Origin of the sequence: Streptomyces sp. NPDC006476, from assembly GCF_040612015.1 — a bacterium.
GTDB lineage: Bacteria > Actinomycetota > Actinomycetes > Streptomycetales > Streptomycetaceae > Streptomyces > Streptomyces griseorubiginosus_B.
The window spans coordinates 1-3494 of record NZ_JBEXPK010000217.1; the positions used below are offsets into that span (position 1 = coordinate 1).

The following is a 3494-nucleotide window of genomic DNA, read 5'->3' on the forward strand; positions in this document are numbered from 1 at the left end:
TCACTGGCGGACCCAGGGACTGGGAGACTCATACACAGCGGCCGTTCTCTCGCACTTCGTTACTCAACATCTCGAAGCGTGGAGAACGGCCGCCTCGGCTGTCCCGGGAAGAACCGCAGATCAGCAGGTCGGGTGACACCCGAGGTTAAAAACCAAGCTCAGAAGTTGGAGATGACGTTGGTCAGGACGTTGTCGATGGTGTTGGGGTCTTGTGCGTTGTAGGCGTGGGCGTGGCTGGCGTCTGCTGTGGCTTTGAGCTGGGGCCGGCAGGCGTCTTGGCCGTAGGCGATGGGGAAGACGCGGATGGGGGGCTGGTTGGGGTCGGCGAGGGTGGTGGTGAGTTGCTCGAGGCCGGGTCCGGGGGTGCGGGTCTGGTCGCAGCCGTCGGTCAGGACGACGACGGCGTTGATGGCGTGGGGGTCGTAGTGGTGGCGCAGGGCGTCGACGCCGTCGTCGACGGTGGCATACAGGGCGGTCCCGGCGTCCTTGTGGAGGTGACCGATATCGGTCGCGAGATGCTCGCGTTGAGACGTTCCATCCGGCTTCTTGCTGTCCATGGGGGCGATGGGGTCGTCGACGGTGTGATGGTCGGAGAAGTGCCACAGGCCGACCTTGTCGGCGGGCGTGAAGCCGTCGAGGAGGGCGCCCTGGGCGTCTTTGACCAGGTCGAGTTTGCTCTTCTCGGTGGGGACGACGCGCTGTTTGCCCTGCGCGTTGAAGTCCATCGAGCCCGAGGTGTCGATCAGCAGAAGGACGTTGGCGGGCTTGCGCAACTCGCGCCAGACGGCGGGCAGGTCGGTCAGGACGTCGTCGGTGGGCTGGCCGAGCGGGGCCGGCAGCCGCTCGCCGGGGATGCCGTTGCCGGCAGTGATGTGCGGGGTCAGACCTCCGGTGGGGGTGCGAAAGCCCAGGTCGGCGAATTTCGTCTGGGCTGTCTTCGTGTCGAGGAAGGCGCGGAAGCTGGTGGCGATGGTCTTCTTGGCGGGGGTCAGGTGCTGCAGGGGGATGTAGGGGTGGTCGGAGTAGATGGTGCCGATGCCGTCATCGACGGGGTGGAAGGCCAGCAGTTTCGTGTGCGGCGGGGTGGTCTTCTCGCAGCCGGGCTCGCTGGAGCGGCTGCCGCAGGGGTAGCCGAGGTTGTAGGCGACGACGCTGTTCTCCTCGACGGTGACCGCTGAGAGGTAGGCGGAGGCCTGGCCGGCGTCGTCGAAGCGGCGCAGGTTGGCCAGGTAGGTCAGGGTGGTGTCGCCGTAGTGCACCACCGACGTCTCCATCCGGGCGACCTTCTTTTGCAGGGTGGGGTCGTGCAGGTTGGTGGTGGTCAGTTCGCTGCTGGTGCCGGTCTGCGCGTAGAACGAGGCGAAGGTGGCGTTCAGCCCGGAGGTGGAGTACTCGGGGTTGGTCTTGCCCAGCTTGAACCCGGGGCGGGCGGCCATCGCCGCCAGGTCCTGCCAGCTGATTGTCGCCTTCGGCCAGCCCAGCTTCCGCGCGGCAGGCTCCGGCATGGCGATGGTCAGCGGGCTGACGACGAGGGAAGAGCCCGTCGGCAGCGACGCAGGCAGCTGTTCGAGCTCCCGCGGACGGTGGTTCTTCTTCGCCCGCGCGCGGGCCATCTGCAGCCAGATGTGCGAGGCGGGCGACCACACGTCCGGACGCGGGCCATCGACGGCCGTGTTCCAGCCGTCGGCCAGCGCCCGCATCGCCGTGCCGGAGTCGACACCGTCGACGGCGACCCGCACGCACTGGCCGTGACTGACGTGCGGGCCGTAGGCGTCGGCCACGTCGTGGACGATGGCGGCCTTGTCGGTCGACGCCGCCACCCGCAGCGTCTGCGTCGGCTTGGAGCAGCCCGCCAGTCCCGACTGCGGATGGTGACTGCAGCCAGGAACGAACACACCCACCACCACGGCGGCCGCGGCCAGCGCGACGCCAGCCAGACGGGTCGAGCGGCGCCGGTACCACGACATCGAGGCCGTCTGCCCCGACATGTTCCCAGGTGTGGAATCGGGCGCCCTCCCCTTCCTCGCGCCCGGGACCGGATGCCGGCCCGGGTCGGGAGGCAGACTCTCATCCGAGCCGGGTACCGAGGCCGAGCTCGCAGCCGTGGCCGAGGCCCCGGCAGCAAGGCCCTCGCACTGTTGGCCGTGCTCCATGCTCGGCGTCGGGTCTTCTTCCCGCTCGTACAGGAGGTCCTGCGCGGGGACGAGCGCAGCGTTCCACGCGGTGACCAGCCCGTCTGCTTCCCCCAGCTGCTGCCGGCTCGCCTGCGGCAGCACGGTGCAGGCGGATACGAGCGCATCGGCGAAGCGCCGCAGGGCCTGCGGGCCGAGCTCGGCGGCGGCGTGGCCCGCGAGCAGGCGGAGCTGCTTCCACTCCTGGACATCCAGTCCGCAGCCCCGGGCAAAGGCCTCGTAGGGGCCCTCGCTGGGCAGCGTGGTCGCGTTCGTCACCCGGGACAGGGTGGTCTTGTCGTAGCTGGTAGCGGAGGCGAGCTGCTCCAGGCTGAGGCCTTGTGCGTTGCGCCGGGCGGTCAGGGCCCAGGCCAGCGCGGACAGCGGGCCGGTGGCCGGGTCGTGGTCGGTGGGCCTGCGGCCCGCCGGGCTCATCGCCCCTCCCCCGCCGTCAGGGGCAGGCCGAACAGGGCGCGCACGACGTGCGCGGCGGCCATGCCGCCGCCGGCCGCGCAGCCCAGCGCTGTCTGCACCGGGCAGCCGGCCATGACCAGGACGACGATGACGATCTGGATGAAGGCGAACGCGCCCATCCGCCAGCTCGGCGGTACGGCACCGCACACGGGTGCGGCAGGGTGCTGTGTGTTGCTCATGATGAACTCCCCCACGGTCCGGAACTATGGCTGTCTCCAGCCCGAGGCACTGTCAGCGGCGGGAAGCTGCAACTCCCCACCGCGGCCTCGGCGGCTGCCACAAGGCTTCGCCAAACAGCAGCCGCAGCACCACAGTTAACTCACCATCAGCAACACAACGGGGCAGTTCGCAACAACTGGCCCGCACCGGCTGCTTGGCCGCAACAAGACCACCACCCCACGCCCCGACAGTCCGGCCGGCCGGACCAGCGCCGCCTCCCTCACGCGCCGCGCCACACGCTGTTTTAGCAGGTCAGGGTGAAAGTGCATTGTTGCGGAATACGGTCCGCAACAAAGTCCACGCCCCTATCCGCACACCAGCGGGCCACACTGGCAAACGATCCCGCCCAAGTGGGATCGGCCCCAGCGGACGTCCCCCAGGTCCGGACACCGCGGCAACAAGGCCGGCCCCCCGCTGCAACGGAGGGCCGGCCCGCCATACACGCCCGTACGGTGCCCGGCGCGATGCCCCGCCGGGTGGGCAGCACCCAGGCTGGGCGGGTTGAGGATCACGGCTTGCCTCCACGGCCGGCAGACCGGGTCATGAGGCGCGGCGGAAGACGGCGGCGGGGCCGATGACGCCGGCTCCGAACTTGTCGCGGACGCGGTCGATGGCCGCTTCGGCGACCAG

Annotated in this window: 2 protein-coding genes; both read right to left on the reverse strand. The window is 69.8% G+C overall.

What is annotated here, in order from left to right:
• Nucleotides 1–158: 158 nt before the first annotated feature.
• Nucleotides 159–2606 (reverse strand): substrate-binding domain-containing protein, encoded by a 2448-nt coding sequence (locus tag ABZZ74_RS53095; protein ID WP_356951301.1) that lies wholly within the window; start codon nt 2604–2606, stop codon nt 159–161.
• On the reverse strand, nt 2603–2824 hold the full coding sequence (locus ABZZ74_RS53100) for a hypothetical protein (protein WP_356951302.1): 222 nt from the start codon (nt 2822–2824) through the stop codon (nt 2603–2605). The genes ABZZ74_RS53095 and ABZZ74_RS53100 overlap by 4 nt, the downstream gene beginning before the upstream one ends.
• Between the last annotated feature and the right edge of the window lie 670 nt (nt 2825–3494).

Coding starts and splice junctions, on each gene's coding strand:
- ABZZ74_RS53100 (WP_356951302.1), bottom strand. CDS start 2,824: ATGAGCAACACACAGCACCCTGCCGCACCCGTGTGCGGTGCCGTACCG.
- ABZZ74_RS53095 (WP_356951301.1), bottom strand. CDS start 2,606: ATGAGCCCGGCGGGCCGCAGGCCCACCGACCACGACCCGGCCACCGGC.